At 63.6% G+C, this 23,280-nt stretch carries 19 protein-coding genes; 6 read left to right on the top strand and 13 right to left on the bottom strand.

The features are described from left to right. Nucleotides 1-9 precede the first annotated feature (9 nt). From EDF71_RS04580 to moaE, 3 genes are all read right to left on the bottom strand, one after another. On the bottom strand, nucleotides 10-351 hold the full coding sequence (locus EDF71_RS04580; protein ID WP_133855442.1) for a hypothetical protein: 342 nt from the start codon (nucleotides 349-351) through the stop codon (nucleotides 10-12). Between the two features lie 150 nt (nucleotides 352-501). After that, on the bottom strand, nucleotides 502-3,108 hold the full coding sequence (gene clpB, locus EDF71_RS04575; RefSeq protein ID WP_133855441.1) for an ATP-dependent chaperone ClpB: 2,607 nt from the start codon (nucleotides 3,106-3,108) through the stop codon (nucleotides 502-504). A gap of 236 nt (nucleotides 3,109-3,344) precedes the next feature. Then, the gene (gene moaE / locus EDF71_RS04570; RefSeq protein ID WP_133855440.1) at nucleotides 3,345-3,815 is read right to left on the bottom strand and encodes a molybdopterin synthase catalytic subunit MoaE; all 471 of its coding nucleotides are present in this window, start codon (nucleotides 3,813-3,815) and stop codon (nucleotides 3,345-3,347) included. A gap of 200 nt (nucleotides 3,816-4,015) precedes the next feature. Between moaE and EDF71_RS04565 the strand changes: the two genes are divergently transcribed. Together EDF71_RS04565 and EDF71_RS04560 are read left to right on the top strand one after the other, a co-directional pair. Next, complete coding sequence (locus EDF71_RS04565; RefSeq protein WP_133855439.1) at nucleotides 4,016-4,267, top strand: hypothetical protein; 252 nt, start codon at nucleotides 4,016-4,018, stop codon at nucleotides 4,265-4,267. Nucleotides 4,268-4,293: 26 nt separating this feature from the next. Continuing rightward, complete coding sequence (locus EDF71_RS04560; RefSeq protein ID WP_133855438.1) at nucleotides 4,294-4,632, top strand: hypothetical protein; 339 nt, start codon at nucleotides 4,294-4,296, stop codon at nucleotides 4,630-4,632. A 6-nt stretch (nucleotides 4,633-4,638) separates the two neighbouring features. Here the strand turns inward: EDF71_RS04560 and moaD are convergent, their stop codons facing one another. The 7 genes from moaD to EDF71_RS04525 form a co-directional block, all read right to left on the bottom strand. Next, entirely contained in the window at nucleotides 4,639-4,899 is a 261-nt protein-coding gene (moaD, locus tag EDF71_RS04555) for a molybdopterin converting factor subunit 1 (RefSeq protein WP_133855437.1), read from the bottom strand. A 16-nt stretch (nucleotides 4,900-4,915) separates the two neighbouring features. Beyond that, nucleotides 4,916-6,148 (bottom strand): gephyrin-like molybdotransferase Glp, encoded by a 1,233-nt coding sequence (gene glp, locus EDF71_RS04550; protein ID WP_133855436.1) that lies wholly within the window; start codon nucleotides 6,146-6,148, stop codon nucleotides 4,916-4,918. Between the two features lie 59 nt (nucleotides 6,149-6,207). Further along, a complete protein-coding gene (gene mobB, locus EDF71_RS04545; RefSeq protein ID WP_133855435.1) occupies nucleotides 6,208-6,768 on the bottom strand; it encodes a molybdopterin-guanine dinucleotide biosynthesis protein B in 561 nt (186 codons plus the stop codon). 72 nt (nucleotides 6,769-6,840) lie between these two features. Next, on the bottom strand, nucleotides 6,841-8,265 hold the full coding sequence (gene thrC, locus EDF71_RS04540; RefSeq protein ID WP_133855434.1) for a threonine synthase: 1,425 nt from the start codon (nucleotides 8,263-8,265) through the stop codon (nucleotides 6,841-6,843). Between the two features lie 207 nt (nucleotides 8,266-8,472). After that, nucleotides 8,473-10,653 (bottom strand): M48 family metallopeptidase, encoded by a 2,181-nt coding sequence (locus tag EDF71_RS04535; RefSeq protein WP_133855433.1) that lies wholly within the window; start codon nucleotides 10,651-10,653, stop codon nucleotides 8,473-8,475. Between the two features lie 249 nt (nucleotides 10,654-10,902). After that, nucleotides 10,903-12,237: a homoserine dehydrogenase gene (locus EDF71_RS04530; RefSeq protein ID WP_133855432.1), complete on the bottom strand. Its 1,335-nt coding sequence runs from the start codon at nucleotides 12,235-12,237 to the stop codon at nucleotides 10,903-10,905. Between the two features lie 79 nt (nucleotides 12,238-12,316). Beyond that, nucleotides 12,317-13,612, bottom strand: coding sequence for a pyridoxal phosphate-dependent aminotransferase (locus EDF71_RS04525; protein ID WP_133855431.1), 1,296 nt, complete (start codon nucleotides 13,610-13,612; stop codon nucleotides 12,317-12,319). Nucleotides 13,613-13,808: 196 nt separating this feature from the next. Between EDF71_RS04525 and EDF71_RS04520 the strand changes: the two genes are divergently transcribed. The 3 genes from EDF71_RS04520 to EDF71_RS04510 all read left to right on the top strand — a co-directional run bounded on the left by EDF71_RS04520 (nucleotide 13,809) and on the right by EDF71_RS04510 (nucleotide 16,902). Then, complete coding sequence (locus tag EDF71_RS04520; RefSeq protein ID WP_133855430.1) at nucleotides 13,809-14,189, top strand: Mth938-like domain-containing protein; 381 nt, start codon at nucleotides 13,809-13,811, stop codon at nucleotides 14,187-14,189. A 154-nt stretch (nucleotides 14,190-14,343) separates the two neighbouring features. Beyond that, complete coding sequence (locus EDF71_RS04515) at nucleotides 14,344-14,832, top strand: peroxiredoxin (RefSeq protein ID WP_133855429.1); 489 nt, start codon at nucleotides 14,344-14,346, stop codon at nucleotides 14,830-14,832. A 291-nt stretch (nucleotides 14,833-15,123) separates the two neighbouring features. Next, complete coding sequence (locus EDF71_RS04510) at nucleotides 15,124-16,902, top strand: PhoH family protein (protein WP_133855428.1); 1,779 nt, start codon at nucleotides 15,124-15,126, stop codon at nucleotides 16,900-16,902. Between the two features lie 115 nt (nucleotides 16,903-17,017). Here the strand turns inward: EDF71_RS04510 and EDF71_RS04505 are convergent, their stop codons facing one another. Beyond that, the gene (locus EDF71_RS04505) at nucleotides 17,018-18,709 is read right to left on the bottom strand and encodes a thiamine pyrophosphate-binding protein (protein WP_133855427.1); all 1,692 of its coding nucleotides are present in this window, start codon (nucleotides 18,707-18,709) and stop codon (nucleotides 17,018-17,020) included. A gap of 361 nt (nucleotides 18,710-19,070) precedes the next feature. Then, nucleotides 19,071-20,603, bottom strand: coding sequence for an aldehyde dehydrogenase family protein (locus EDF71_RS04500; protein WP_133855426.1), 1,533 nt, complete (start codon nucleotides 20,601-20,603; stop codon nucleotides 19,071-19,073). A 275-nt stretch (nucleotides 20,604-20,878) separates the two neighbouring features. On the opposite strand from EDF71_RS04500, the gene EDF71_RS04495 reads away from it, so the two are divergent. Further along, a complete protein-coding gene (locus tag EDF71_RS04495) occupies nucleotides 20,879-21,781 on the top strand; it encodes a LysR substrate-binding domain-containing protein (protein ID WP_133855425.1) in 903 nt (300 codons plus the stop codon). 33 nt (nucleotides 21,782-21,814) lie between these two features. Here the strand turns inward: EDF71_RS04495 and dnaB are convergent, their stop codons facing one another. Then, the gene (gene dnaB / locus EDF71_RS04490) at nucleotides 21,815-23,227 is read right to left on the bottom strand and encodes a replicative DNA helicase (protein ID WP_133855424.1); all 1,413 of its coding nucleotides are present in this window, start codon (nucleotides 23,225-23,227) and stop codon (nucleotides 21,815-21,817) included. Between the last annotated feature and the right edge of the window lie 53 nt (nucleotides 23,228-23,280).

The raw sequence follows: 23,280 nt of genomic DNA, 5'->3' as shown, positions 1-23,280 counted from the left end.
TCAGGTCAGTCAGTGTTGTGAACGGATTTCACGAGGCTCCACATCCGTCACATCTATCACGGAAGCGCGCATGCCCGATGCGCTGGCTGCCGACTCGGAAGCGCGTGCGCCCTTGTTGGCCGACCAGCGCGCCGTGCTGCGATAGACCGTGGTCCAGCCCGATGCGGGGTTCATCTTGAACGCGAAAGGCACCACGGGTTTGCCGGTGACTTTGGCCCAGAGCAGGCGCACAGCCCAGAGCATGGCAGCGATTGCGGCCACGACCATCAGACTGACAAAAAACACCAGACCAGCCAGCACCATCGCAATTCGCAAAGTCCAGCTCACCACAGTTGCCAACAACTCGTTCAACGCACTTCCTTTCATCGCTGTATGACAGCGCTTGTTACCCATGTTATGCCGTTGCCGGGCTTTTTCAAGCCCCTGTCACTGTCAACAAGCATATCGCAGCGTAAAGATGAAGGGCCATGCATGGTTATGCACGGCCCCTCGCTCAGTGCATTACTGCACTTCTGCCTTGCCAAAATGGAACTCGCCCGGTGCCTGCACCGGATCCACGGTCACCGGAATATTGCTTTTTGGCGGGTAAACGCCTTCAAGCAGCAAGCGCGACAGCGGATTCTCGATGCGCTGCTGGATCGCCCGCTTGAGCGGCCGGGCACCAAACACCGGATCAAAGCCCACCTTGGCCAACTCGGCCATCGCCGCATCGGAGACCTGCAGATGCAGATCCATCTTCGCCAAGCGGTTTTCGAGTTGCTTCAGCTGGATGCGTGCAATCGACTCGATGTGCTGGGCGTCGAGGCCATGGAACACCACGGTTTCATCGATGCGGTTGAGGAATTCGGGACGGAAATGGTTTTTCAGTTCCCCCCAGACAGCGTCTTTTACATCCTCATACGATTCGCCCACCATCGCCTGGATCAGCTGCGAGCCGATATTGCTGGTCATCACGATCACGGTGTTCTTGAAGTCCACCGTGCGGCCCTGGCCATCGGTCAGGCGGCCGTCGTCCAGCACCTGCAGCAGGATATTGAACACATCGGGGTGGGCCTTTTCCACCTCATCGAGCAAGATCACGCTGTAGGGCTTGCGGCGCACGGCCTCGGTCAGGTAACCGCCTTCGTCATAGCCCACATAGCCCGGAGGCGCACCGATGAGGCGCGAGACCGAGTGCTTCTCCATGAACTCGCTCATGTCGATGCGGATCAGGTGGTCTTCGCTGTCAAACAGGAAGCCCGCCAGCGCCTTGCACAGCTCGGTCTTGCCCACGCCAGTCGGGCCCAGGAACAGGAAGGAGCCGGTTGGCCGGTTCGGATCGGACAGGCCCGAGCGCGAACGGCGGATGGCGTTGGACACGGCGGAGATCGCCTCGTCCTGGCCCACCACGCGCTCGTGGAGCTTGTCTTCCATGCGCAGCAGCTTGTCACGCTCGCCCTGCATCATCTTGGACACCGGAATCCCCGTCGCGCGGCTGACCACCTCGGCAATCTCTTCCGCCCCCACATGCGTGCGCAGCAGCTTGTGGCCCTTGTCCTTGGCGCCTTCGGTTTTCTCGTCGGCCTGTACTTCGGCCAGCTGTTTTTCCAGTGCCGGCAGCTTGCCGTACTGCAACTCGGCCACCTTGTTGAAGTCACCGCTGCGCGTGGCTTCCTGGATCTGGAAGCGCACCTGGTCCAGGTCCTTGCGCAGCTGCTCCGAGCCCATCGCATCGGCCTTCTCGGCCTTCCAGATCTCTTCCATGTCGGCGTACTCACGCTCGATCTTGGACAGGTCTTCTTCGATCAGGGACAGGCGCTTTTGCGAGGCCTCGTCCTTTTCCTTCTTCATCGCCTCACGCTCGATCTTGAGCTGGATCATGCGGCGCTCGAGCTTGTCCATGACCTCGGGCTTGGAGTCGATCTCGATCTTGATCTTGGCCGCAGCCTCGTCGATCAGGTCGATCGCCTTGTCAGGCAGGAAACGGTCGGTGATATAGCGTGCAGACAGCTCGGCCGCAGCCACGATGGCCGGGTCGGTGATATCCACGCCATGGTGGGCTTCGTACTTTTCTTGCAGGCCACGCAGGATGGCGATGGTGTCTTCCACCGAGGGCTCGTTGACCAGTACCTTCTGGAAGCGCCGCTCCAGCGCCGCATCCTTTTCGATGTACTTGCGGTACTCGTCTAGGGTGGTCGCGCCAATGCAGTGCAGCTCGCCGCGCGACAGCGCAGGCTTGAGCATATTGCCCGCATCCATGGCGCCATCGGCCTTGCCGGCGCCAACCATGGTGTGGATCTCGTCGATGAAGAGAATCACCCGGCCCTCTTCCTGCGCGACTTCCTTGAGCACGGATTTGAGGCGCTCTTCAAAATCACCACGGTACTTGGCACCCGCCAGCAGACCAGCCATGTCCAGCACCAGCACCTTCTTGTCGCGCAAGGTGTCTGGCACTTCGCCAGCCACAATGCGCTGGGCCAAGCCTTCAACGATGGCCGTCTTGCCCACGCCGGGCTCACCGATCAGCACGGGGTTGTTCTTGCTGCGGCGCTGCAGCACCTGGATGGTGCGGCGGATCTCGTCATCACGGCCGATGACCGGGTCGAGCTTGCCCAGCTTGGCGCGCTCGGTCAGGTCCAAGGTGTATTTCTTCAAGGCTTCGCGCTGGCTTTCGCCGTCGGCGCTGTCCATCGCTTGGCCACCGCGCACCGCGTCAATCGCTGTTTCCAGCGCCTTGCGGCTCAGGCCGCCTTCCTTGACGATGCGGCCCGCCTCACCCTTGTCATCGGTGAGCGCCAGCAAGAACAGCTCGCTGGCATAGAACTGGTCGCCGCGCTTGATGGCTTCCTTCTCGGTGGCCTGCAGCATGCGCTGAAGATCGGGACCTACCGTCACCTGATCCTGGCCTTGCACCTGCGGCAGGCGCTTGATCGCGTTTTCTGCCGCCGTGCTCATCGCCGTGGCATTGGCGCCTGCGCGCGCCAGCAGCGATTTGGGGCCATCGGGCTGGCGCAGCATGGCGGCCAGCACATGGACGGGGTCGATATAGGCATTGTCATTGCCCAAGGCCAACGATTGGGCGTCGGCCAGCGCTTCTTGAAATTTGGTTGTCAGTTTGTCGATTCGCATGAATGTTCCCACTCAACAATTGTTACTGGGGAATATTTTGCGCTGGACCTCGAATTTTCAAGAACCTCGCTGCACATATAGGCCTTGTCGGAGCACATCGCCAAACGCTGTGCGCCCTCTCCTACGGCCTGTGGTCCCGTGCAAAAACGGGCTGCTCCCCGCGGCCATTGCATCAGCCATGCGCTGGCCGCAGCTTGCGCCCCGTCAAACTTGCTGCAAACAGACGGGGGGCGCTGTCAGCGCTTGGGCAGGCCCCAGCGCGCCATCGCGGCTTCGTCGCTGACGCGGGCATCGACCCAGCGTGCGCCCTCAGGCGTGTCTTCCTTCTTCCAGAACGGCGCCTCGGTCTTGAGGTAGTCCATCAAGAACTCGCAGGCCTGGAAGCTCTCCCCCCTGTGCGCCGAAGAGACGGCGACCAGCACAATCTGGTCGCCAGGCGACAGCAGCCCCACGCGGTGGATGACGCGGGCGCCAAAGATGTCAAAGCGCTGGCTGGTGGCCTCGACGATCTGGGCAATCGATTTCTCCGTCATGCCGGGGTAGTGCTCCAGCTCCATCGTGGCCACTTGGCTGCCCGCATTGCGGTCGCGCACGGTGCCGACAAAGCTGCAGACTGCGCCAATGCGGCCGTCGGCGGCGCGCAGCAGGCGCAGCTCCTCGCTCACATCAAAGTCAGCGGTCTGTACGGCGATATGGGTGTGCAACATGGCGGCGTCTCGGCAAAAAAAGCATCAAGAACCGAAGCCTAGCATGCCCGCCGGGCCCGGCTGCAAACCATGGCGGGCCACCCCAGCTTCGCGATTGCGGCACACTGGTGGCCCTCTGCAAGTTTTGGGCTGCTGGAATGCCCGCATTCCGGCGCCTGCCCACGCGCTTGCATGACCTGTTTTCTCTTTGGATGCTTTCCATGCCCAGTCAGACCCTGAATGCCCACGGCTTCCTGCTCTACCCCAATCCGCGCAATCTGCACCGCATTGTGTTCGAGCACCATGTCTTCGTTCCCTACCCTTACGCGATCATCGACATCCCGGCGATGGACCTTGAAGGCCGGACCAGCGTCTATGCCGCCTGCCGCGAGAGCGACCGCAAAATGGGCCAGGTGGTGACCTTTGAGCTGCAAGAAGATGTGGCCCGCTTCGAAAAGCGCTTTACGCCCTGAACACGCACACCACCTGAGCCACTCCCATGCAAGACGGCAGCCAGATCTTTGTCCCTGATTCCTTCATCGCCCTGTTCCAGGGCCGCAACCAGCGCCTGCGCCAGCCGCTCGATGAGATCGCCCAGCGCTATGAGCTCTGCGAAGACCTGGCGCAGATGCTGGTAGAGCAGGCGCAGATCCTCTACCACCAAAGCGCCCCGTCCGAGAGCGCCATCCTGCAGACCATCTACAGCGGTTTGCAAACACCAGATGCCGGCATCAGCGCCGAGGAAGCACGCTGGGTGGTGCTGCGCCTGGCTGAGCTGCTGGAATGGAAGGCGCCCGAGCTGCTGCTGCCCAGCCCCGCAGAAGATGGCGCCGCCTAAGCGCGCTTAACCGCCCGTCACCGGCGGAAAAAACGCCACCTCGGCACCCGCTTCCAGCGCCGCGCTCTCATCGCTGAGCGCCTGGTTGACGGCAATGCGCAGCACACGCCCCCGGGCCAGGCAGCTGGCATAAGGCTCACCCCGGGCCAGCAAGGCATCGCGCAGCTCGGCGACGGTGCTGGCATCGGTGGCAAAGGCCTCGCTGCCATGGCCAATGGCCTCGCGGATGGCAGCGAAATAGCGCAGTTGTACGGTTTTCAAAGTCATCACATTCTCCCCTCGCTCAGCCCAGCAGCTGGGCAAAGGGCACAAAGCGCACGGTATCGCCCTGCGCAATGGTCTGGCCGGGCGGGTTGTCGACCAGGCCATCGGCCCAGACGGCCGAGGTCAGCACGCCGGAGCCCTGGTTGGCAAAACGCTCCAGACCGCCTTGGGCATTCAGGCGCACCCGCAAAAACTCGCGGCGCTTGTCGGCACGCGGCCAGTCAAAATCGGCGCGCATATCGATGGCCTGCGGGGCCAGCGCCTGCACGCCTTGCAAGCGCAGCAGAAAAGGCCGCACCAGGAGCGCAAAGGTCACAAAGCTGGAGACGGGGTTGCCCGGCAGACCGATGAAATGGGCCTGGCCCACCCGGCCATAGGCAAAGGGCTTGCCCGGCTTGATGGCAATGGCCCAGAGATCAAGGCTGCCCAAGGCCTGCACGGCTGGCTTGATGTGGTCTTCCTCACCCACCGACACACCGCCGCTGGTCAGCACCAGGTCGCTGTGCTGCGCCGCCGCCTGCAGCGCGGCCACGGTGGCCTCGTAGCTGTCGGGCACGATGCCCAGATCACGCACCTCGCAACCCAGGCGCTGGAGCATGGCGCGCAAAAAGAAGCGGTTGCTGTTGTAGATGCTGCCGGCGGGCAAGTCCTGCGGCGCCACATCGCCGGGCATGACCAGCTCATCACCAGTGGAGAACAAGGCCACGCGCGGGCGGCGCGCCACTGGCAAACGCGCGCAGCCCATGCTGGCAGCCAGGCCCAGCTCGGCAGGGCCCAGGCGCGTGCCGGCGGTCAGCACCGTGCTGCCCAGCTGCATGTCTTCGCCACTTTTGCGGATGTTCTGCCCTGCCTTGACCGCCGCATTGACCTGCACCCGGCCATCGTCCAGCAGGCTGCATTCTTCCTGCATCACCACGGCATCGGCGCCCGCGGGCACGGCCGCCCCGGTAAAGATGCGGGCGGCGGTGCCGACAGCCAGGGGCTCGCCGATGCTGCCCGCTGCAATGCGCTGGCTGACCGGCAGGGCCAGCTCGGGCCCGCTCAGGTCGGCGGCGCGCAGCGCATAGCCATCCATCGCGCTGTTGTCGAAAGGCGGCACCTGCAAGCCAGCGACCAGGGCCTGCGCCAGCACGCGGCCGTCGGCATCAAAGCTGTCCAGCAGCTCCTGGCCTTCCAGCGGCTGGGCATAGGCAAGCAGCTCGGCCAGGGCGGCATCGAGTGATTTCAGGGGGGGACGGGGCTGGCTGTTCATTCAATCATTCCTTGGGTTGTCGGCCGCCTCCAGGCGGGCCGAACATAGCTACGGCCCGCTCAGCCGGCGGTATCGATCGCAAATACACAGGGCGGGGTATAGGCAAAGCGGGCGCTGTGCGCCAGCAGCCACTGGGCCACGTCGGCAGGGGTATCGCGGGGCAGCTGCGGCAAGGCCGTGGCGGGCAGCAGCTGGCGGGCGGGCGACAGCACCACCGCCTGCACGGCCGCATCCTGCGGATAGAGCGGCGCCTTGCCGTTGGCCTCTGGCGCATTGGCCAGCACCTCCAGCTTGGGCAGGTCGCAGTCCTTGAAGCCTTCCACCAGCACCCAGTCCACCTGGCTGTCGAGCTGGGCGATCAGCGCATGCACATCGGGCTCCTGCGTCTGGGGCAGCTCGCGCATCAGCACCACGCGCTGGTCGGAGGCGGCCAGCACCTCGTAGGCGCCGGCCTGGCGGTGGCGCCAGGTGTCCTTGCCGGGGGTGTCGATGTCAAAGCGGTGGTGGGCATGCTTGATGACCGACACCTGCTGGCCCTGCGCGATCAGCACCGGGATGACCTGCTCGATCAAGGTCGTCTTGCCACTGCCGGAATAGCCTGCAAAACACACCACCTGCATACCCGCCTCCTTGATGAATCCACTGCCGGCCTCGGCATCCAGGCACGAGGCGATGGCGGCAGCTTAGCCGGTTCAGCGGCAGTGGTCCTTGATATAGGTCTTGACCTGGTCCACATCAGCAGGCATCACGACCACGCGCTTGGGCAGGTCTTCGATGCCGTCAAACTTGGCCGGGCGCTCTGGCAGGCGGCCCAGGGCCTCTTCGATAGTGGCGGCAAACTTGATCGGCAAGGCGGTTTCCAGCACGATCATCGGCTCGGCACCCAGGTGCTCGCGCGCCACCTTCACGCCATCGGCGGTGTGGGTGTCAATCATCTGGCCCAGGCGCTGGTAGGTGTCCTGGATGGTGGCCAGGCGGTCGGCATGGCTGCTCTTGCCGCTGACAAAGCCATAGCGGCCTGCCGCATCCTTGAAGGCCGGATCGGCCTGCAGGTCAAAGCGGCCCTCTTTGGCCACGCCTTGCGAGAACAGCTGCTGCAGGCGCGCGCCATCGCGGCCCACCAGGTCGAACACAAAGCGCTCGAAGTTGCTGGCCTTGGAGATGTCCATCGACGGGCTGGAGGTCTCGAAGGTGTGGGCAGCGCCACGCACCTGGTAGACACCGGTGCGGAAGAATTCGTCCAGCACGTCGTTCTCGTTGGTGGCCACCACCAGCTTGGCAATCGGCAGGCCCATCTGGCGTGCCACATGGCCGGCGCAGACATTGCCAAAGTTGCCGCTTGGCACCGTGAAGCTCACCTTCTCGCTGTTCTGGCTGGTGGCCTGCAGGTAGCCGGCAAAGTAGTAGACCACCTGGGCCAGCAAGCGCGCCCAGTTGATGGAGTTGACGGTACCGATCTTGTACTGCGCCTTGAAGGCGTGGTCATTGCTGACCGCCTTGACGATGTCCTGGCAGTCGTCAAACACGCCTTCGATGGCGATGTTGTGGATGTTCTCGTCCTGCAGGCTGAACATCTGTGCCTGCTGGAAGGGGCTCATGCGGCCATGCGGGCTGGTCATGAATACGCGCACGCCCTTTTTGCCACGCATCGCGTATTCCGCCGCGCTGCCGGTGTCGCCACTGGTGGCACCCAGAATATTGAGCTCTTCGCCACGGCGCGCCAGTTCGTACTCGAACAGGTTGCCCAGCAGCTGCATGGCCATGTCCTTGAAGGCCAAGGTCGGGCCATTGGAGAGCGCCTCGATCATCAGCTGGCCTTCGAGCTGGCGCACCGGCACAATCGCCGCCGTGCCGAACACCGCTTCGGTATAGGTCTTGTTGCACAGCGCGCGCAGGTCCTCTGCGGGGATGTCGTCGATGTACAGCGACAGGATCTCGAACGCCAGCGCGGCATAGCCCTGGTTCTGCAGCGTCTCGCGCAGTTCTGTCAGCTTGGCATCGTCAATCTGCGGGTACTGCACCGGCATGTACAGACCGCCATCGGGCGCCAGGCCCTCGAGCAAAATGTCGCAAAAACGTTTTTGTTCGGCATGGCCGCGCGTGGAGAGATACAGCATGGAGGGTGCGAAATAAGTGGACACAGCCCGCTCACGGGCAAGGAGCAACTACCTATTATCCTGCAGTCGCCAGTACTGGCACAGCTTGCGCAGGAATGTGGGGCACAGCAGCTGGCAGCAGCGGCCAGGCTTCGACACCGATGGCCGCCGCAGGCATAAAAAAGCCCCGGACCAGGTCCGAGGCTTGGCGGAGTTGAGAAACGGCGGTCAGGCCTGCTCACCCATGCGCGCCAGTTCCTGGCGGGCATAGTAGGCGCGCCACTGGTTCACCACCAGCTCGGCAAAGGCCTGGTTCTTCATCTTCTTGACGCCCTTGAGCATCACCACCACGCGCTGCTTTTTCTTCTGGAACTGGGCGCGGCGCTTGCCCACACCCATGGCGGGCGGCTGCACACCGGGCTCCAGGGCCATGATGACGGTGAGCATGTGGTTGGCCTGGTTGAACTCGAAATCATCGATTGCCGACCAGGGCAACAGTTCCTGCGCGTTGAAGAGGCGCACACCCGCAGGCTGCAGCACCATGGCCGGGCTCTGGCCATCGCGCCAGAACAGCCGCGCCACCCACAGGCAGACCAGACCACCGGCCAGCACACCTGCACCGACCGCCACATGCAGGCCCGCCATGAACAAGGCCACCGCCCCGCCAAAGCAGGCCAGGGCCAGAAAGCCGAACAAGGCCATCATGAAGACCGAGCGCTCATGGATCACCGTCTCTGGTGTGGCCAGCGCCGCGATCTCGCGCAACTCCACCAGCTTCGCGCTGCGGTTGGCCGCTGCTGCGCTGCTGAGCTCGTTTTGCAAGGCCGCATTCAAATCGGCAACCGGGGCCGGTGCGACCGACCCGGCCAGGGTGCGGCTGCTGGCGGCAGGAGCGCCCTGCTCCAGGCCAAACTCCTGCAGCAGCTGGCTGCCCTGGGCATCCATGGCGCGGGCCAGCAACTCGGGGCTGACGGGCACACCCAGCGCAGCCAGGCGCTCGGCCAGCTCGGGGTGGGTGTCGGTGGGGTGGGCCTGGCGCTTGTCCAGGTGCTCGCTCGGGTCGGTCATGCCCTTGGCGGCCACCAGCTGGCGCACATGGCCCAGCACACCGCCTTCGACCGTCTCGCCCCGGTCCCAGTTGGCCTGCAGGGCCTCATCCACATGCGGCGCCAGCGCGCTGATGCGCAGCAAGGACGAGGCGACGGCCTGCGGGCTCACCACCTGCGCGCCCACCGCATCGGCGGCCAGTTCGCGCTTGCGGCTCCAGTAGCGCACTGCTTCGTGGAAGCTGTCCAGAAACATCTCGCCAAACAAGGTGGCTGGGCGGCGCAGGATGTCCATCCAGGACTCCTCATGCCGCTCGCCGCCACTGATGGCCACCAGATGGTGGATGGTGGCGCTGTAGATGGGCGAGAAGCGCTGGCTGTAGAGCGTGTCTTCGCCGATGAAGTGGCCCAGTTCGTGGCCGATCACGGCGGCGACTTCGCCGGCATTGAGAAAGGCCATGTAGGGCAAGGGCAGGTAGAGCACGCGGCCCTGGGGCAGCAAGGCGCCGTTGGACAGCTGCACCGGGTGCTCGGTCACAAAAAAGCCTTCGTTCAGGCCCACCACCAGCGCATCGGGCATGCCGGCGCCGGTCTTGCCGGCCACGCGGTCGACAAAGGCCCAGAGTTCAGGCGCCTGCTGGCGGCTGACGGTCTGGCCCATCACCTCGATGGGCTCGTTCTCCAGCGGCTTGCGCGATGCCTTCCAGACATCGATCAGCACCTTGCAGCCCGAGTACAACAAGAACAGCGCCAGGCCGCCAAGGATGAACATCAGCTTCATGTCGCCCTTGCTGTAGTTGCGGTGGCGCAGGATGGGCATCATCTCGTAGACCAGCAGAGGGATGGCCGCACCAAACAGCAGCAGCACCATGACCACCATGTAGGTCGGCAAGAGCTTGCGACCCTTCTGGAAGGTGGCGAGCAGCTGCTCCCGCGACTGCATGGCCTTGGCCCCCATGCCGCGCTGGTACACCACACCCAGCGCCGACCAGAGCAGCGCCAGCACGCTGAAGGCGATGGTGCAGCCCGCCAGCACTGGCTGCAAGTTACGGGTAGTGACATTCATACCCTGGGTTTGCAGGTCCTTGATGGCCATCAGGTACTCGTTTTTGACCTTCCAGACCGGGTATTCCTTGCCCTCGCTGTCCCGAACCGTTGCACGGCGCCCGGGCTTTTCGGCCTCGATCGCTTCGAGCTGGTGCACCACCTGCTGATACTCTGCGATCTGCGCGCTCACATCAGTCACTGGCGTATCAGCCCGCGACCACTGCCAGATGCCGATGGCCAGCATCAGCAGCGGAATCCCAAACAACACCCCCCAGCGCTTGGCCAGCGTCATCCATTTCTTGTCGGTTTCCGACATAGTGCAACTCCCCGTCTTTGTTATCGATCAGCAGCGCGCCCGGAACCAGCCCGGGGGCGCTGCGTTTGTGAGCGGCCATTATTTATAAAAATAATGAAGTGAACAAATACCGACAAGTAACAGAATGATGCGGGCGCTATAGCGGCTGTTGGACCCCAAAGAAAAAAAAACCGCCAGGGCCGGATGGGCCACAGGCGGTTCGTGGGCGGCAGGCGCCCGGTGTTGCGACGCGGTGGTCGCAGCAGCTGTTTAGTTCAGCTCTTCCTTGCGGATGCGGGTGATCGGTGCCAGCACGGTGGGCAGGCCCTGGATCTCGGCCAGTGCCTTGTCCATATCGCCTTCGCGCGTTTCGTGCGTCAGGATGATCAGGTCGGTCTGGGTCGAGCCCTCGCCGCCGATTTCGTCGGCTTCGCGCTGCAGCACCGCATCGATGCTGATACCGGCGCCGGCGAGCAGGCCGGTGACCTTGGCCAGCACACCTGCTTCATCGGCCACGCGCATGCGCAGGTAGTAGCTGGTGGTGATGTCGGCCATCGGCAGCACGGGCAGTTCCTGGCCCGCTTCACGCAAGGTGCTGCTCTGGAAGGCCAGCGGCGGCACGCGGTGGGCCACATCGGCGCCTTCCAGGCGGGCGATGTCGACCAGGTCGGCGATCACGGCCGAGGCGGTGGGCTCCGAGCCTGCGCCCTTGCCGTAGTACAAGGTCGTGCCCACGGCATCGCCATGCACCACCACGGCATTCATCGCGCCTTCCACATTGGCGATCAGGCGCTTGGCGGGCACCAGCGAGGGGTGCACCCGCAGCTCAATGCCCTTGTCGGTGCGCTTGGTGATGCCCAGCAGCTTGATGCGGTAGCCCAGCTGCTCGGCGTAGCGGATATCGATGGACGACAGCTTGGTGATGCCTTCCACATAGGCCTTGTCGAACTGCACCGGCACGCCAAAGGCGATGGCGCTCATCAAGGTGGCCTTGTGGGCGGCGTCCACACCTTCGATGTCGAAGGTCGGGTCAGCTTCGGCGTAGCCCAGGCGTTGGGCTTCTTTCAGCACCACGTCAAAGTCCAGGCCCTTGTCACGCATCTCGGACAGGATGAAGTTGGTGGTGCCATTGATGATGCCGGCAATCCACTGGATCTGGTTGGCGGTCAGGCCTTCGCGCAGCGCCTTGATGATCGGGATGCCACCGGCCACGGCCGCTTCGTAGGCCACCATCACGCCCTTGTCGGCGGCAGCCTTGAAGATCTCCGAGCCGTGCACGGCCAGCAGGGCCTTGTTGGCCGTCACCACATGCTTGCCGGCGGCAATCGCCTCCAGCACCAGGGTCTTGGCCACGCCGTAGCCGCCGATCAGCTCGATCACCACATCGATGTCGGGATTGGCGATCACTTCGCGGGCATCCTTGACCACGGCCGCCTGGTCACCCACCACGGCGCGCGCACGGGTCTCGTCCAGATCGGCCACCATGGTCACGGCAATATCGCGGCCAGCGCGGCGGCGAATTTCGTCATGGTTACGTTGCAACACGTTGAAGACACCGCTACCGACGGTGCCGATGCCCAACAAGCCTACTTGGATCGGTTTCATAAAGTCTCTTGGATACGTTGAATAACCAACAAGGCGCCCTGCTGGACGCCTGTCGTTGTCAGATAGGAAAAGCGGCGACTCAGGCAGCGGATTTTTCTGCCTTGGTCTTGACCAGCTTGATATCGGCCTTATGGGCCTGCGCAAGCTGCTCGGTTCCGTGGCGAAGGCGGTACTTGGCCAGGAAGGCGGCCAGGCGGTTGATCGCTTCGCGCAGGTCCGCCTCATGGGGCAGGAACACAATGCGGAAGTGGTCAGGCCGTGGCCAGTTGAAGCCGGTGCCCTGGACCAGCATCACGCGGGTCTCCTTGAGCACCTGCAGGAAGAATTCCTGGTCGTCCTCGATCGGGTAGATCGCAGGGTCGAGCTTGGGGAACATGTAGAGCGCGCCTTGCGGCTTGACGCAGCTGACGCCGGGGATGGCGTTGATCAGCTCCCAGGCCAGGTCGCGCTGCTTGCGCAGGCGGCCGCCTTCTTGCACCAGCTCGTCAATGCTCTGGTGACCGCCCAGCGCGGTCTGCACGGCCCATTGGCCGGGCACATTGGCGCAGAGGCGCATGTTCGAGAGCATGTTCAGGCCCTCGATATAGTCGGCAGCGCCGGTCTTGTCGCCGGAAATCACCATCCAGCCGGCGCGGTAGCCGCAGCTGCGGTAGGCCTTGGAGAGCGAATTGAAGGTGATGGTCAGCACATCCTGCGACAACAAGGCCATTGGCGTGTGCTTGGCATCTTCGTACAGCACCTTGTCATAGACCTCATCGGCAAAGATGACCAGGCCATGCTCACGCGCGATCTGCACGATGTCGCGCAACAGTGCGTCGGAATACAGCGCGCCGGTGGGGTTGTTGGGGTTGATGACGACGATGCCCTTGGTGCGGGGCGTGATCTTGGCGCGGATATCGGCCAGGTTGGGCATCCAGCCGTTTTCTTCGTCGCACATATAGTGCACCGGCGTGCCGCCCGACAGGCTGGTGGCTGCCGTCCACAGCGGGTAATCGGGGGCCGGCAGCAGCATTTCGTCGCCGGTGTCGAGCAGCGCATTGGTGGCCAGGCTGATCAGCTCGGAGGCTCCATTGCCCAGGTAGATATCGTCCAGACCCACACCCTTAATGCCCAGGCGCTGGGTTTCGTGCATCACCGCCTTGCGCGCGGCAAAGATGCCCTTGCTGTCGGAGTAGCCTGCCGAGTTGGGCAGGTTGCGGATCATGTCCTGCTGCACCTCTTCAGGGGCATCGAAGCCAAACACCGCCAGGTTGCCGATGTTGAGCTTGGTGATCTTCTGTCCTTCGTCCTCCATCCGCTTCGCCGCGTCCATGATCGGCCCTCGAATGTCGTAACACACATTGGCCAGCTTGGCGGATTTTTGAATCGTCTTCATGACAGAAACCACTACCTCTGAAAACACGGGATTGCAGCCGGCTGGCGACCACGCCAATACCTCGAACCCACAACCCAACTAGGTGAAAACTATAATTTGACCACAGATCCTTGCGTTGATCGCTCTGTAGTGGCTCCCTGTGCCTGTGGCACCGGGCCCTGCCCTGTCTTTGCCCCGTTTGCCGAAAGTCCGCGCCATGAAGTTCCAGCCCGATAAATCCGACACCTTGACCATCACAGGCTATGGCCCGGGCTGGCTGGCGGTGGACAAGCAGACCTACTCGCACAGCCTGGTGGTCAGCTCCAACGGCAGCCTGCAGCCCTGGGATTGCGCCCGCTTCGAAGACCTGGGACCCGCCCTTTTCGCCCAACTGGCCGAGGCCGATGTGGAAACGATCATTTTCGGCAGTGGCAATCGGTTACGTTTTCCTTCGCCGACCTGGCTGGCTCCGCTGATTGCAAAACGTATCGGCTTCGAGACCATGGATACACCCGCTGCATGCCGTACCTACAACGTATTGGCGGGTGAAGGACGCAAGGTGTTACTGGCCGCCCTGGTAGAAGCTCCTGCGCTATAACCACAATCGATAGCCTGTGTTTATCAGCGGGGCTCGATAAATATTTCGATTCGGGTTAAAATACTCTCTTGCGGCCGCGGGCCTGAATAACAACTAGATGAATACTTTGATTCCTGCGGCCTTTTTGCGATTACTCCGGAGAAAATAGAGAGCTATGGCTGTTGTTGTCAACAAACCCTTGCCAGAATTTGATGCACAAGCGACGGGAGGCCTGAAGGTCTCCAATTCGTCGCATCAGGGGCAAATTCTGGTGCTGTACTTCTACCCCAAGGATAACACCCCCGGTTGTACCACCGAAGCCATGCAATTCCGCGACAAGTACGCGGATTTCGTCAAGGCCGGTGCAGCCGTCTTCGGCGTGTCGCGCGACAACATGAAGTCGCACGACGACTTCAAGGAAAAGCTCGAACTTCCCTTCGAGCTGATCGCTGATACCGAAGAAAAGCTGTGCCACATGTTCGGCGTCGTCAAGAACAAGATCATGTACGGCAAGAAGGTCAAGGGCATCGAGCGCTCGACCTTCCTGGTCGGCCCTGATGGCATCTTGGTGCAAGAATGGCGCGGCCTGAAGGTGCTGGGCCACGTCGAAGAAGTGCTCAAGGCCGTCAAGTCGATGAAGGCTGCGCAAAAGAAGGCTGCCTAAACACAGCTGCGCCAGGCAGCAACTGTGCGGCGGCGCGCCATCTGCGGATGCGCGCCGTTGCTGTTTCCGTCTTTCTGGGCCGACACGGCGATCCATGACTGAGATTGCTGGTTTCGGGGCGCCCAGAATGTGCATAATGGGCTCCATATGTATGTGAGTCCGGATTGTTCTGTCATTCCCCATGAAAAAGGCTGTCTTGCTTGCGAGATGGCCTTTTTTGCATCAGGGATGGCAGGCGTCTGGAGTGAGTTCGCCCATTTGGCGAGTGTTTAGATAAAGGCCCCGAGCTCCATGCCCTTGCCTCCCGCACCTACCCGCCGTGGCAGCCAGCTTTCCGCTGGTGACTTTTCCGCCAAGACCAACGCCAAATCCCGTGCATCCGCCACCACTGCGCGCGATGAACAAGACGATGATGTTTTAGACCTGGACACCGCGCCTGTCGCCGTGGCTGCAAGCCCTGCGCCGCGCCGTGCAACAGCCGCTGCTGCGCCCAAGGCCAGCAGCCGCAGCAAGAAAGTGGCGGCCGCCCCTACCCCGGTGCAAGCCCCTGCGCCTGTGGCCGCAAGCGCCAAGGCGCCAGCAGCCGCTAAGCCTGCGCAACCAGCGCGAAGCCCTGCCGTGGCCGAAGCCAGCCCGGTGCTGGCCAGCAAGCCTGCCAAGGCCGCCAAGCCGCGCAGCGACAAGGCCAAGCTCTTTGTGCTGGACACCAATGTGCTGCTGCACGACCCCAGCAGCCTGTTCCGCTTTGAAGAGCACGACATCTACCTGCCGATGATCGTGCTCGAAGAGCTCGACGGCCACAAGAAGGGCATGACCGAAGTGGCCCGCAACGGCCGCCAGGCCAGCCGCACGCTTGATGCGCTGGTCGCCAGCCAGGAGGCCCATCTGGCCCAGGGCATTCGCCTGGATGCCACCGGCCAGAAGGGCGCCAGCGGCTGCCTGTTCTTCCAGACCGAGCCGCTGCACTACCAGCTGCCCGAGAGCCTGCCCCAGGGCAAGGCCGACAACCAGATTCTGGGTGTGGTCGAGGCCCTGCGCCAGCGCCACCCGGACCGCCCTGTGGTGCTGGTCTCCAAGGACATCAACATGCGCGTCAAGGCGCGTGCGCTGGGCCTGGAGGCAGAGGACTACCAGAACGACAAGACCTTGGAAGACGGCGACCTGCTCTACACCGGCATGCTGCAGCTGCCGCTGGATTTCTGGGCCAAGGTCGGCAAGAAGGTCGAGAGCTGGCAATCGGGCGCCTCCACCTGCTACCGCATCAGCGGCGCCATCACCCAGCAGCTGCACATCAACCAGTTCGTCTACTACGAAGCCCCTGGCGAAAACAGCCTGTTTGCCCGCGTGATCGAGATCCGCGACAAGACCGCCGTGCTGGAGACCTTGAAGGACTACGGCCACCAGAAGAACAATGTGTGGGGCGTGACCACGCGCAACCGTGAGCAGAACTTCGCGATGAACCTGCTGATGGACCCGGATGTGGACTTTGTCACGCTGGCAGGTACCGCTGGCACCGGCAAGACCTTGATGGCCTTGGCCGCCGGTCTGAACCAGGTGCTGGACGAGCGCCGCTACACCGAGATCATCATGACCCGCGCCACCGTCAGCGTGGGCGAGGACATCGGCTTTCTGCCAGGCACCGAAGAAGAGAAGATGGGCCCCTGGATGGGCGCGCTGGACGACAACCTGGAGTTCCTGGCCAAGGGCGACGGCGGCAATCCCGGCGAATGGGGGCGCTCTGCCACCAATGACCTGATCCGCAGCCGCATCAAGATCAAGAGCATGAACTTCATGCGCGGTCGCACCTTCCTGAACAAGTACGTGATCATCGACGAGGCGCAGAACCTGACGCCCAAGCAGATGAAGACCCTGATCACCCGTGCCGGCCCCGGCACCAAGATCATCTGCATGGGCAACCTGGCCCAGATCGACACGCCCTACCTGACCGAAGGCTCCTCGGGTCTCACCTATGTGGTGGACCGCTTCAAGGGCTGGCCACACAGCGGCCACATCACCTTGGCACGCGGTGAGCGCTCGCGCCTGGCCGACTTTGCCAGCGATGTGCTGTAAGCAGCGTTAGGTTGCGACGGGGGCTGCACAGTCTCCCCCAACGCCCGGGCCAAAAGCCTAACAAAAAGGCACCGAGTTTTTGCTCGGTGCCTTTTTTTGTGCCTTCAGCCGCTGATTAAACGCCGGTGCCTCGGATCTGGTCCAGGCTGCGCGCCGGCGTGATCGCCTGCGGATCGAGCTTGCAGTGCAGGATCACCGGCAGCTGGTGCTGTTCCGCCCAGCTGCGCATGGCAGCCAGCGCAGGCCCAAAGTCTTCGGTCTTCTCGACCAGGGCCGCATTGCCGCCAAAGGCTTTGGCGTAGGCCACAAAGTCGGGGTTGCGCAGCTCGGTGGCGCTGACCCGGTTGGGGTAGTCGCGCTCCTGGTGCATGCGGATGGTGCCGTACATGCCGTTGTCGATCAGCAGCACGATGACGGGCAGCTGGTACTGCACGGCGGTCGCAAACTCCTGGCCATGCATCAGAAAGTCGCCATCGCCGGCAATGCAGACGACGCTGCGCTGCTTGTCCAGGCGCTTGGCGCCCACGGCGGCCGGCAGACCATAGCCCATGCTGCCGCTGGTGGGAGCTAGCTGGCTGCCATAGTGCGTGAACGGCCAGAAGCGGTGCACCCAGGTGGCAAAGTTGCCAGCGCCATTGCACCAGACCGTATCGGCCGGCAACACCTCGCGCACATGGGCCATCAGCTGGCCCATCTGCAGTGCGCCAGGCACCTGGATCGGGGCGGGGTTGCTCCAGGCCAGGTAGTCGGCATGGGCCTGCTGCACCAGCGCCTGGCGCTCGGCGCGTGGCGCGGCGGCAGGCTGGCGGGCCAGGGCCGCACAGAAGGAGTCGGGCGCCGCCACAATCGCCTGGTCGGCCTGGTAGACCCGGCCCAGCTCGTCCGGATCCGGGTGCACATGGATGAGCCGCTGGCCGCTGCTGGCCGGAATACCCAGCAGGCTGTAGCCCTGCGATGGCACCTCGGACATGCGCCCGCCGAGCAGCAGCACCAGATCGGCCTTCTTGACGCGCTCGATCAGCTTGGGATTGACGCCCAGACCCACATCGCCGGCATAGTTGGCGTGGTGGGCGGGGAAGACCATCTGGCGGCGGAAGGAGCAGGCCACCGGCACCGCATGGGCGGCGGCAAAGGCGGCGATATCCGCATGGGCCTGCGCACTCCAACGCGAGCCGCCGGCAATGATGATGGGATTTTGCGCAGCGGCCAGCTGGGCCACCACGGCAGCCACATCGGCATCGGCGGCGTGCGCGGGCGCGGGCTGGTAGCGGCGGGCATCGGGCACGCTGACGGCATCGCGCAGCATGTCTTCGGGCAGCGCAATTACCACCGGGCCGGGGCGGCCGCTGGTGGCCACCGCAAAGGCGCGGGCAATGGTCTCGGGAATGCGCGCTGCATCATCGATCTCGGTCGCCCACTTGACCATGCTGCCAAACACGGCGCGGTAGTCCAGCTCCTGGAAGGCTTCGCGGCCACGCGCCGAGCGCTCGATCTGGCCGACGAAGAGGATCATCGGGGTCGAGTCCTGCATCGCGATATGCAAGCCGGCCGAGGCATTGGTCGCACCAGGCCCTCGGGTGACCATGCAGATCCCGGGCTGGCCGGTGAGCTTGCCCTGGGCTTCGGCCATCATCGCGGCGCCGCCCTCCTGGCGGCAGATCGTCGTTTCGATAGGCGCGTCATAGAGCGCATCGAGGACGGCCAGAAAGCTCTCGCCCGGCACCGTGAAAATCTGCTGCACGCCGTGGATCAGCAGCTGGTCCACCACCAGCTGGCCACCGGTGCGTGCTTGTTGCTTGTCTGCCATGTCTTGTCTCCTTTGTCTTGTCATCGATGCGCCAAAAGCGGGGGATTGGACCGCATCTGGCCTGGCTACACATTGCGCCAGCGCAGCAAATGGCTGCGCAGCGCCACAAAAAACGGCAGCATCGGATGCAACAAGGGCCGGCCTGCAACGGTGGCAGGCCAGCCCTTGGCGGATGCTGGCGTAGTGGGAGACAGGAGCACCAAGCCCCTGTCTGGGTGGGAGGCCGCACAGGGCACAGGCATATCAGTGGCCTGCGCTGGCAGCACATACCCGGCGGCGCAGCGGCCGCCCCGGTTGGGAGCCCTGCAAGCCCGGGCAGTGGGCAGCATGCCCACGGCGCCAGCCTGCGGCTGCCCGCTCATCACACGTCAAAGCGTACGCCTTGCGCCAGTGGCAGCGCGCCACTGTAGTTGATGGTGTTGGTGGCACGGCGCATATAGCCCTTCCAGGCGTCCGAGCCGGATTCGCGGCCACCGCCGGTTTCCTTCTCGCCGCCGAAGGCGCCACCGATTTCCGCACCCGAGGTGCCGATATTCACGTTGGCAATGCCGCAGTCGCTGCCGGCCGGCGACATGAAGCGCTCTGCATCGCGCAGGTCGCTGGTGAAGATGGCAGACGACAGGCCTTGCGGCACGGCGTTCTGCACCGCAATCGCGTCCTCAGCGCTGCCTTCGTAGGTGACGATGTAGAGGATGGGCGCAAAGGTTTCGTGTTCCATCACCTTGGTCTGCGCAGGCATCTTCACCAGCGCGGGGCGCACATAGTAGGCGTCCTGGCCCAGGTCTTCGCGCTCACGCTGGCCGCCGATGACGGTGCCGCCCTCTTCCTTGGCCTGGGCCAGCGCGGCCTGCATGCCGTCGAACGAGGCCTTGTCGATCAGCGGACCCACGAGGGTGCCGTCGGTCAGCGGGTCACCCACGGTGACGCTGCCGTAGATCTTTTCCAGGCGAGCCACCAGCTGGTCGGCCACCGATTTGTGCACGATCAGGCGGCGCAAGGTGGTGCAACGCTGGCCAGCCGTACCCACGGCGGCAAAGGTGATGGCGCGGGCGGCCAGCTCCAGGTCAGCCGATGGCGTGACGATCATCGCGTTGTTGCCACCCAGCTCCAGGATGGAACGGCCAAAGCGCTCGGCCACCTTGACGCCGACCTGGCGGCCCATGCGGGTTGAACCGGTGGCGCTGACCACGGGCACCAGTGGGCTGTCCACCAGCACTTCGCCCACTTCGCGGGCGCCAATCAGCAGCTGGGCCAGGCCGGCCGGCACGGCACCAGGCTGCTCCTGGTTGAAGGCGGCAATGGTCTGCTCCAGCAGGTGCTGGCAGGCCACGGCGGTCAGCGGGGTCTTCTCGGAAGGCTTCCAGACCACCGAGTCGCCGCAGACCAGTGCCAGCGCGCTGTTCCAGCACCAGACGGCCACCGGGAAGTTGAAGGCCGAGATGATGCCCACCACACCCATCGGGTGCCAGGTTTCCATCATGCGGTGGCCGGGGCGCTCGCTGGCAATCGTCAGGCCATGGAGCTGGCGCGACAGGCCAACGGCAAAGTCGCAGATATCGATCATTTCCTGGACTTCGCCCAGGCCTTCGGAGGTGATCTTGCCCGCTTCGATCGACACCAGCGCGCCCAGCGCGGCCTTGTGCTGGCGCAGGGTTTGGCCAAAGCGGCGCACCAGTTCGCCACGCACCGGTGCGGGCACGGTGCGCCACTGCAGATAGGCCTGGTGGGCGGCGGCAATGGCGTCTTGCGCCTGCTGCGCGCTGTGGGCCTTCAACACGGCCAGGGTGCCGCCGTCGGCGGGCGAGCGGCTGGTGATGTCCTGGCCTGCCAGCGGCTTCAGATCGAGCGCAAGCGCCTTCAGGATATCGTTCAAACGTTGGGTGGATTGCGTCATCGCTCGTCTTTCCTATTCACTATCACAACAGAAACTGTCCGGTCCTCTCGGCGGGCCCGGACCATGATGGGGGCGCTGCCCTGCAGCTTAAGGCGCAGCAGGCACAGACGCAGACACGGCACTTGGTACACCCCGCCTGTGACAGGGCTGCACATCGGGGCATGCGGCCGTCTGCGGGGGAAGCGCCGAACTTAAAAATACTATGTGAACTATCAGGAACAACAAAATGAGAAAATGGTGAGACATAGTGCGTTTTTTGAACAAAGTCTCCAACCATGCGCAACGCGATTCCCAATATCGGCCTGTTGATGGCTTTTGAAGCCTCGGCCCGGCACGGCAATTTCTCCCGCGCTGCCAATGAGTTAGCGTTGACCGCCAGTGCCGTCAGCCGCCATGTCGCAGCGCTGGAGGACCGGCTGGGGGTGCCGCTTTTTGTGCGCCACAAACGCCGCGTGATGCTGACGGATGCGGGTAAACGATATGCGCAGCGCGTGCGCGTGCACCTCAACGGTTTGGAGCGCGACACGCAAGAGATCGCCAACAGCCGCGCCCAGGGCTATGCCATCCACCTGGCTGTGGTCTCCAGCTTTGCCACGCAGTGGCTGGTGCCCCGGCTGCCGACCTTTGCGCAGCAGCATCCGGATATCCATGTCCACCTGTCGGTGCGCTCCGAGCCTTTTGCGTTTGAGGAAAGCGGCTTTGACGGCGCCATCTACTCGGGCGACGGCCTTTGGTCCAAGACCCAGGGCCAGCGCATTGCCCGCGATGGCGCCTGCATCCCCGTCTGCAGCCCCGCCTTTGCGGCGCAGCATGCGCTGGCCACGCAGGAGGACTGGGAGCAGCTGGTACACATCGGCCTGGAGAGCCGCCCCGCCGCCTGGCGCGATTGGTACAACGGCCTGGGCTGGGATTACTCGGTGCAGGCCTCGCGCGGGCCGCGCTATGAGCTGTTCTCCATGGTCATCATGGCAGCCGCCGCCGGTCTGGGCGTGGGTCTGGTGCCCGAGGTGCTGGTGCAACCGGCGCTGGATGCGGGCCAGGTGATCCCCGCCCATAGCCAGACCTTGCCGGGCACGCAGAGCTACTGGTTCAGCTACCCCACCTACCGCGAGCCCTCGCCGGCGCTGCAGGCCTTTGAGCAGTGGGTGATCCAGCAAAGCCAGGGCCAGCAGGACTGAGCACTGCGCCAGCCCACTCGGCCCTGGCGGGCATCAGTAGTCGTCGCCGCCCACCGCCAGGTTCTCAAAGCGGGTCTGGTTCTTCTGGAAGAACAGCTTGACGGTGCCAGTTGGGCCGTTACGCTGCTTGCCAATGATGACCTCGGCCACATTGGGCTCGTTGCTCTCTTTGTTGTAGTAGTCGTCGCGGTAGATGAACATGATGATGTCCGCATCCTGCTCAATGGCGCCCGATTCCCGCAAGTCGGACATCATCGGGCGCTTGTCGGTACGCTGCTCCACCGAGCGGTTGAGCTGCGACAGCGCAATCACGGGGCATTGCAGCTCCTTGGCCAGCATCTTCAAACCCCGCGAGATTTCGCCCAGTTCGGTCGCCCGGTTGTCCGAGCTGGCGGCCGAGCCGGAACCACTCATCAGCTGCAGGTAGTCGACCACGATCAGGCCCAGCTTGCCGCACTGGCGGGCCAGGCGGCGCGAGTTGGCGCGCAGCTCCGATGGCGTCAGGCCCGGGGTCTCGTCGATGTGCAGCGAGACCGTGCGCAGCCGCTCGATCGCCTCGGACAGGCGCGGCCATTCCTCATCGGTCAGCTTGCCGGTGCGCAGATTGCCCTGGTTCACCCGGCCAATCGAACCGACGATACGCACCGCCAATTGGGCGGCGCCCATTTCCATCGAGAAGATGGCTACCGGCAGGCCTTCGTTGAGCGCCACATGCTCGGCAATGTTCACCGCGAACGAGGTCTTGCCCATCGAAGGACGGGCGGCCAACACCACCAGGTCACCGGCCTGCAGGCCGCTGGTCATGCGGTCCAGGTCGGCAAAGCCGGTGGGCACGCCGGTCACATCGACCGGGTTGTCCGCCATCTCCTGCACCCGGTCGAGCAAGTCCACGACCAGGTTGTCCAGCGACTGGAAGCCCTGCTTCATGCGCGAGCCTTCTTCGCCAATCGCAAAGATCTTCTGCTCGGCCTCGTCCAGAATGCGGTCCACCGTCTTGCCCTGCTGGTTGAAGGCATTGGTGGCGATCTCGTCACTGGCGGTGACCAGCTTGCGCAGAATCGAGCGCTCGCGCACGATCTCGCCGTAGCGGCGGATATTGGTGGCGCTGGGCACATACTGGGCCAGCTGGTTCAGGTAGGCCAGACCGCCCACCTCTTCGGCCTTGCCGATGCTTTGCAGGTGCTCATAGACCGTGATCACATCGGCGGGCTTGCCGGCATTGATCATGCTGGCCATGGCCGCAAAGATCAGCTTGTGCTCATGGCGGTAGAAGTTGTCTTCGGCCAGCACATCGCCCACCCGGTCCCAGGCATTGTTGTCCAGCAACAGGCCACCGAGCACACTGGACTCCGATTCGATCGAATGCGGCGGTATGCGCAGCTGTGCCACCTGCTTATCGGGGGTGATGAAGGCGGCGTCATCGAGTGGGGGGAAAGTCTCAGACATGGGGTATCCAAATTAGCAAACGCCGGCTTGGCAACCAGCAATCCACAAGAATA

The sequence above is a fragment of the Comamonas sp. JUb58 genome, assembly GCF_004364775.1.
Lineage (GTDB): Bacteria > Pseudomonadota > Gammaproteobacteria > Burkholderiales > Burkholderiaceae_C > Comamonas.
The sequence above is the reverse complement of the archived record's forward strand: the minus strand, read 5'-3'. Positions and strand labels throughout refer to the sequence as shown.

What these genes read in the sequence shown, in the direction of transcription:
- clpB (WP_133855441.1), bottom strand. Translation starts at nt 3,108, where the DNA reads ATGCGAATCGACAAACTGACAACCAAATTTCAAGAAGCGCTGGCCGAC.
- moaE (WP_133855440.1), bottom strand. Translation starts at nt 3,815, where the DNA reads ATGTTGCACACCCATATCGCCGTACAGACCGCTGACTTTGATGTGAGC.
- EDF71_RS04565 (WP_133855439.1), top strand. Translation starts at nt 4,016, where the DNA reads ATGCCCAGTCAGACCCTGAATGCCCACGGCTTCCTGCTCTACCCCAAT.
- EDF71_RS04560 (WP_133855438.1), top strand. Translation starts at nt 4,294, where the DNA reads ATGCAAGACGGCAGCCAGATCTTTGTCCCTGATTCCTTCATCGCCCTG.
- moaD (WP_133855437.1), bottom strand. Translation starts at nt 4,899, where the DNA reads ATGACTTTGAAAACCGTACAACTGCGCTATTTCGCTGCCATCCGCGAG.
- glp (WP_133855436.1), bottom strand. Translation starts at nt 6,148, where the DNA reads ATGAACAGCCAGCCCCGTCCCCCCCTGAAATCACTCGATGCCGCCCTG.
- mobB (WP_133855435.1), bottom strand. Translation starts at nt 6,768, where the DNA reads ATGCAGGTGGTGTGTTTTGCAGGCTATTCCGGCAGTGGCAAGACGACC.
- thrC (WP_133855434.1), bottom strand. Translation starts at nt 8,265, where the DNA reads ATGCTGTATCTCTCCACGCGCGGCCATGCCGAACAAAAACGTTTTTGC.
- EDF71_RS04535 (WP_133855433.1), bottom strand. Translation starts at nt 10,653, where the DNA reads ATGTCGGAAACCGACAAGAAATGGATGACGCTGGCCAAGCGCTGGGGG.
- EDF71_RS04530 (WP_133855432.1), bottom strand. Translation starts at nt 12,237, where the DNA reads ATGAAACCGATCCAAGTAGGCTTGTTGGGCATCGGCACCGTCGGTAGC.
- EDF71_RS04525 (WP_133855431.1), bottom strand. Translation starts at nt 13,612, where the DNA reads ATGAAGACGATTCAAAAATCCGCCAAGCTGGCCAATGTGTGTTACGAC.
- EDF71_RS04520 (WP_133855430.1), top strand. Translation starts at nt 13,809, where the DNA reads ATGAAGTTCCAGCCCGATAAATCCGACACCTTGACCATCACAGGCTAT.
- EDF71_RS04515 (WP_133855429.1), top strand. Translation starts at nt 14,344, where the DNA reads ATGGCTGTTGTTGTCAACAAACCCTTGCCAGAATTTGATGCACAAGCG.
- EDF71_RS04510 (WP_133855428.1), top strand. Translation starts at nt 15,124, where the DNA reads ATGCCCTTGCCTCCCGCACCTACCCGCCGTGGCAGCCAGCTTTCCGCT.
- EDF71_RS04505 (WP_133855427.1), bottom strand. Translation starts at nt 18,709, where the DNA reads ATGGCAGACAAGCAACAAGCACGCACCGGTGGCCAGCTGGTGGTGGAC.
- EDF71_RS04500 (WP_133855426.1), bottom strand. Translation starts at nt 20,603, where the DNA reads ATGACGCAATCCACCCAACGTTTGAACGATATCCTGAAGGCGCTTGCG.
- EDF71_RS04495 (WP_133855425.1), top strand. Translation starts at nt 20,879, where the DNA reads ATGCGCAACGCGATTCCCAATATCGGCCTGTTGATGGCTTTTGAAGCC.
- dnaB (WP_133855424.1), bottom strand. Translation starts at nt 23,227, where the DNA reads ATGTCTGAGACTTTCCCCCCACTCGATGACGCCGCCTTCATCACCCCC.